The organism is Paraburkholderia sp. SECH4, assembly GCF_030511745.1.
In the GTDB taxonomy this organism is placed as follows: Bacteria; Pseudomonadota; Gammaproteobacteria; order Burkholderiales; family Burkholderiaceae; genus Paraburkholderia; species Paraburkholderia madseniana.
The window spans coordinates 24,991-30,990 of the sequence record NZ_JALOCP010000063.1; the positions used below are offsets into that span (position 1 = coordinate 24,991).

A 6,000-nucleotide genomic window follows, 5' to 3' on the forward strand; every position below is an offset into this window, starting at 1 on the left:
GCATCATTTGAGGACGAAACATGAATAGCACAAAAGACAAGCATATCCCGTTTAATTGGCCGAACATGACGGGCAAAGAATTGCACTATATCGCCGAGGCGCATTTCAATGGACGCCTCGCGGGCGATGGCCCATTCACCAAGCGTTGCCATAGCTGGCTCGAATCGCGTACACACTGCGCGAAGGCGCTACTTACGCACTCGTGCACTGCGGCACTTGAAATGGCCGCACTCTTACTTGATATCCAACCAGGCGACGAAGTGATCATGCCGTCGTACACGTTCGTGTCCACGGCTAACGCATTTGTGTTGCGCGGAGGCGTGCCTGTATTCGTTGACGTACGGGAAGACACGCTTAACCTGGATGAGCGACTGATCGAGTCCGCGATTACGTCGCGCACACGTGCAATTGTCCCGGTGCATTACGCCGGCGTTGCTTGTGAAATGGACGCGATCATGTCGATCGCGAAGCGTCATCAGCTGGCTGTAGTTGAGGATGCCGCCCAAGGGGTTATGGCTACCTACAAGGGCCGTGCACTTGGCAGCATTGGTGAGCTAGGGGCCTACAGCTTCCACGAAACCAAGAACGTGATTTCTGGCGAAGGTGGGGGTCTGCTTGTAAATGATCCGGCTCTTGTCTCGCGCGCAGAGATTATTCGTGAGAAGGGCACAGATCGCAGTCGCTTCTTTCGCGGAGAAGTCGACAAATATACTTGGCAAGAAGTGGGGTCATCATTCTTGCCGGGCGAACTCGTCGCAGCATTCCTTTGGGCACAGTTCGAGGAAGCAGACAAGATCACTCAGCGGCGCATGGACAGCTGGAATCGATATCACGCTCTACTGGAATCGTTCGAAGCCAAAGGTGTCCTGCGACGCCCCGTTCTGCCACAGGACTGCCAGCACAACGCGCACATGTACTACGTGTTACTTGCGCCCGACGTTGACCGCCAATTCGTTCTCGATGAATTCAGACGCAATGAGATATCGTCCGTGTTCCACTATGTACCCTTGCATTCATCGCCAGCCGGCGAGCGCTATGGCCGCGCGCATGGCGATCTCTCAGTGACCAACGCGCTGTCCGAGCAATTGGTTCGCTTGCCGCTATGGGTCGGCCTCAGTGAGGACCAGCAAGACAGGGTGGTGAGCACGCTGAGCAAATCACTGAAGCTCAGCTGATTGGCAGGACGGCTTCCTCAATTCAATGATCCGGCGATGCAACAGAACTCCCACCCCACGGGTCCGATGGGATACCGCAGGTCGTTCAGCCAGCGCGACCTGCACGGTGTTGGTATCGCACGCATCAGCTCCTATTTCCAGGAACAGGCGCCGGGCCACCGGCCATTGGGTCACGCTGCCGAAGCGGCCAATACGTTAAAATGCGCGACGCTTCGAGGTCTGCAAGCAATTTAATTGCAGTCGATACTAAATAAAAAGATTTAATAAATAGAGTTTGCCGTGATATTTAGCTCAACAGTCTTCCTATTCGTATTCCTTCCCGTCACGCTGGCCCTCTACTATCTGCTGAGCGCCAGGTATAGAAATCTCTTGCTACTGGCAGCCAGCCTGATTTTCTACGCTTGGGGAGAGCCCGTATACGTCGTGCTTATGGTCCTTTCGATCGTATTCAATTGGGCCATCGGACTTTGCATGTCTGCCATGCCTGGAAGGCGGAGCGAGTTGACCGTGCTTAGTATTGGCGTAATAGCAAACTTGCTCGTTCTCGCGCACTACAAATACGCGCACTTTCTTGCTTCGAACTTCAACCGGATATTCGGGCACATCGTTCATCACACGTTCACCACCGCCCAGATCCCTCTTCCCATCGGCATTTCATTCTTCACCTTTCACGCCATCTCTTACATAGTCGATATTTACAGGCGACAGGCACAAGCGTTGAAGAATCCGCTCGATATGGGACTCTATATCTCCATGTTTCCGCAGCTTGTTGCCGGCCCGATTATTCGCTATCACGATGTAGCGGACCAACTCTTGCACCGGACAAATAACTTGGAGCGGTTTGCGTCTGGCGTCGAGAGATTCGTATTCGGACTGGGCAAGAAAATCCTTCTCGCGAATACGCTAGGTCAAATCGCGGACCAAGCGTTCAATACGCCGGCAGGTACCCTCTCCGCGGCTACGGCATGGCTGGGCATTGTGTGTTACACGTTACAGATCTATTTTGATTTCTCCGGCTACTCTGACATGGCCATTGGCTTGGCCAGAATGTTCGGCTTTGAGCTAACTGAGAATTTCAACTACCCCTACATCTCGCGATCTGTTCGAGAATTTTGGAGACGCTGGCACCTGTCGTTGTCGACCTGGTTCCGAGACTACGTGTATATCCCCTTGGGCGGTAATCGCGGCTCGTCAATTCGTGTTCGACTAAATCTTTTCGTGGTCTTCTTCCTTTGCGGCCTGTGGCACGGCGCGAGTTGGAACTTCGCGTTCTGGGGTGTGTTTCACGGGACACTCCTGGTCTTGGAACGTGGTCGCCTAGGGAGACTGATCGATAGAGCACCAAGATTGTTGTCAAGTGCGTACACGATCATGATGATCATGATCGGATGGGTCTTCTTCCGCGCCGAAACTTTCCCCGACGCCATCAGGTATCTTCACACAATGTTCTTAGGTGGACTCGGTCAGGGATTCACCCCCCAAATCTACGCGCTTTTGGACGGGCAAGCCGTTACTACACTTGTGCTGGCAATAGTGCTTTCCACTCCAATTTTCATCTTCATGTCGCGTGACTGGAATAGCCGGCGATTTCCGGATCATGCAAAGGAACCTCTCCCCGCATGGGCGATGCGCATGCGTGCGCCTAACTTCGGCATTTCTTTACTATGTGCGCGGACCGTTGCGACAGCCTCGATCATGGTTCTGAGTATCTCAGCGCTCGCGATCAATACATACAATCCGTTTATTTATTTCCGGTTTTGAAAATGCGAGCGATTACTAAAAGAGACGCATTCAACGTCGTGATTTCGGCATTTTTTGTGGCCAACATGATCGTTCCATTTCTTGGGCTTTGGTCAACAGGGGATGGCTCTATCGAGAAGCGGAAGCTTGCCACTTTTCCCGAATTTTCGCCAACGAAAGCCGGCTTAGAGAACTTTACCGTAAATTTTGGTGCATTCGTGAGCGATCATTTTGGTCTGCGAGACAATTACCTCAATCTGCAAAGTAGTCTCAGTCAGCGTATTTTCGGCGACTCCGGATCACCCAAAGTCATAGTTGGAAAGGGGGACTGGTTGCTCTATGCGGGAGAAAATTCTCTCGACGATATCCAACGTGTGTCACACCTGTCGCCAGATGACCTGAAACTATGGAAGGGAAGCATCGATGCGCGCGCGGCCTGGTTAGGAAAGCAGGGGATCACATACAGGTTTGTTGTGCCGCCCGATAAGCACAGTGTGTACGGAGAGGAACTTCCCGCTCGCTATTCATGGCATGGCCCATCGCGATTCCACGCGTTGAAGGACTATCTGGAGTCTTCACCATATCTAGTTGATATTGGCCCTGCAATGCGACGACACAAAGAGGTTGCGGGTGAACGTCTGTATTTCCACACCGACACGCATTGGACCAGCTATGGTGCATATGTCGGTTATCGGGAAATCATGGCCTCGCTGTCTCGCATAGGTCTTCCTGCTCCTATTTCCATCCCTGATAGTGAGTTCGTGAACGATAACGCCGCTATGCATAGGGACCTTGCGCAGATGGCACGCTTGAACCGGACAGAGTCAAATCAGGTACCTAGCAAGCCGATTGGTCCTTGCGGCCAACCCAGCCAGGTAATGACACCCACAGGACTGGACGTGAGCTCGATCTTGAGATTTTCAGGCTATACATGTCCGGGAAAAACGAAGACGGCATTGATCTTTCACGATTCGTTTATGGAGTCACTCACCCCTTATCTCAATCAGGAGTTTGGGCGTGTTGTGTATGTTTGGGGGGAGCCTAACGATGAGATTTTTGTTCGGATGGTGCAACAGGAGCACCCCGATGTTGTGATCGAGGAGCGCGTTGAACGATCGATGCAATATGTTCCCAAAGACCAGCTGACGGCCGCCCTCGAGAAGGTGAGCACTCCTTCAACGAGGATGTACACAACGGAAGAGTTGCTCGCGCAAGAGGATGTTTATAAATTGATCCGGGGACATGCAGAACTCGCATCAGACTCTCAGGGCCAGTACATGAAAGTGAATGGCAGCGTATGGGCTCGCGTCCAAGAAGAGAAGCAGTCGGCCGGTTCGCTAGACAAGTTTGAACGCACTTCGGACGGCATTTGGGCAACCGGCTGGGTTGGGTTTCCCAGCGACAAGGAGCGAGCTGACTACATCGTTCTCACAGCTGGATCCCGCGTCATTTATGCGGCGCCAGCGAAATTGGCTCGCGAAGATGTCGCCGACTATTTTGATGCACCGGCGTTGACCCAATCAGGCTTTAGCTTTGTCGTTCCTAACGAAATTGTGAGCGCCGCATCGGGTGAAATACATGCGTTCGCTTTGCGTGGTAGAAAGATGGTTCAAATCAAAATTAGCCACGAGGAAATGTCCAGTTTGCTCTAGCCCCCTCTAACATTTGCCGACCCATGTGATGCGAGCAGGGCTAATGAGGATGTAAGGTCGTCACACCTTTGGTCGCGTCGGGCCGCTAAATGACTAAACAGCTTGGCGCGGCAGATGCAGCGCTCGATAAGGGTCGCCTGAGCAATAGATATGCGTAGCTGATCTGAAATTTCGTCAGCGCAAGCATCCACGACACACCGGCGAAGAAAGTCGCGACGATGCCCGAAATCACCCACGGGTTTAGCAGAAGCCCTGCCACAAATTGCACCTTGCCCGGCAGTCCTGCGGGCAGACTACCTGCGTGCCCGACCTGCCAACGCATGACGACCCGACTGTAGGCCGTTAGGAAAACCATCGCGAAGATGTAAATGTGATCGAACACTCTATTCATGGTCAATGCCGGGTAAAGATTCCTCGCATTGTACCAACCAGTCTATGGGGCGTTGGTCGCAAGCAGCGCCACCTGCATAGCAAGGGAGAGAATGGCTAGGGAATCGTCTCTGTTAGCGCCGATGTAAAGATGACCCAGTCTGGACTGAACCCCTGAGGCTGGACCGGGCGTTTGACCAGAAACCTCGAAATGTGGGCCAGGCTACAGTCGGCGTTGACGATCGCAGCCATGTTACAGGATTGCAAAATCTTCAGTTCCGCAAGACTGGTGCTCTTGTCCTTGCCAATCTGGCAATCGTCGAAGATGCCGGCGACACCGGAAGGCGCGTGGACGCGTGCTAATATTTCGCGTGCCCACTGAACATTCGAAGATCGCATGACAACACACAACGTTCACGCCGCGTACGGAGTCTCGGAGCGCATGAAGTCCGATGACTATATCGACGAAGTAGCTGCGGAACTTCGCATCAATGGGTACGCCATCCTGCAGAGCGGACTGTCTCGAGACTTTCTCGATAGTCTGAAAAACGACCTTGATCGAACATACTTGAGGCAGGCTCAGGAAATCGGCGGCGAGGATGCACTGCGTCGCATGAACGACACAGATATCGCTCGCTGCATGCTGTCCTACGAACCGGGATTCCTGAAGGTGGCCACTACAGAACCGCTGATGAAACTGGCCGCTAGCGTTTTGGGATCTGAATTTGTACTAATGCAGCAGAACGGCATTATCAACAGGCCGGACCGCGAAAACTATCAAGCGAAATGGCACCGCGATCTTGCCTACCAACATTGGACGAGTTCGAAGACGCTCGCCATCAATGCACTTCTGTGCCTCGATGATTTCACGCTCGAAAATGGAGCCACCTTCGTGCTGGCCGGAACGCATCATGTGCCAGAATTCCCGACGGACACGTTCGTGTCAAAGTTCGAAAAGCAAATCGTGGCACCGGCGGGTTCATATCTCGTTCTTGATGCCATGCTGTATCTGTTAGCGGCGGTGTAAAAGCGTCATTAGATGGCGGCGCAAAGTTGAGTAGAAG

At 52.9% G+C, this 6,000-nt stretch carries 5 protein-coding genes; 4 read left to right on the forward strand and 1 reads right to left on the reverse strand.

Going from position 1 to position 6,000, the window contains the following annotated elements; all coding sequences use genetic code 11:
• The first annotated feature begins 20 nt into the window (after nt 1-20).
• The 3 genes from rffA to M0D67_RS39855 all read left to right on the forward strand — a co-directional run bounded on the left by rffA (nt 21) and on the right by M0D67_RS39855 (nt 4,567).
• The gene (gene rffA, locus M0D67_RS39845; RefSeq protein WP_266243047.1) at nt 21-1,175 is read left to right on the forward strand and encodes a dTDP-4-amino-4,6-dideoxygalactose transaminase; all 1,155 of its coding nucleotides are present in this window, start codon (nt 21-23) and stop codon (nt 1,173-1,175) included.
• A 471-nt stretch (nt 1,176-1,646) separates the two neighbouring features.
• Nucleotides 1,647-2,936: an MBOAT family protein gene (locus M0D67_RS39850; protein ID WP_266243049.1), complete on the forward strand. Its 1,290-nt coding sequence runs from the start codon at nt 1,647-1,649 to the stop codon at nt 2,934-2,936.
• A gap of 2 nt (nt 2,937-2,938) precedes the next feature.
• Nucleotides 2,939-4,567 carry a hypothetical protein gene (locus tag M0D67_RS39855; protein ID WP_266243051.1) on the forward strand — a complete coding sequence of 543 codons (1,629 nt, stop codon included), beginning with the start codon at nt 2,939-2,941 and terminating at the stop codon, nt 4,565-4,567.
• An 85-nt stretch (nt 4,568-4,652) separates the two neighbouring features.
• Here the strand turns inward: M0D67_RS39855 and M0D67_RS39860 are convergent, their stop codons facing one another.
• On the reverse strand, nt 4,653-4,958 hold the full coding sequence (locus M0D67_RS39860) for a hypothetical protein (protein ID WP_266243053.1): 306 nt from the start codon (nt 4,956-4,958) through the stop codon (nt 4,653-4,655).
• Between the two features lie 420 nt (nt 4,959-5,378).
• Here M0D67_RS39860 and M0D67_RS39865 point away from each other — a divergent pair, with 420 nt between their 5' ends.
• Nucleotides 5,379-5,963 carry a phytanoyl-CoA dioxygenase family protein gene (locus M0D67_RS39865; protein WP_266243055.1) on the forward strand — a complete coding sequence of 195 codons (585 nt, stop codon included), beginning with the start codon at nt 5,379-5,381 and terminating at the stop codon, nt 5,961-5,963.
• The last annotated feature ends 37 nt before the right edge of the window (nt 5,964-6,000 follow it).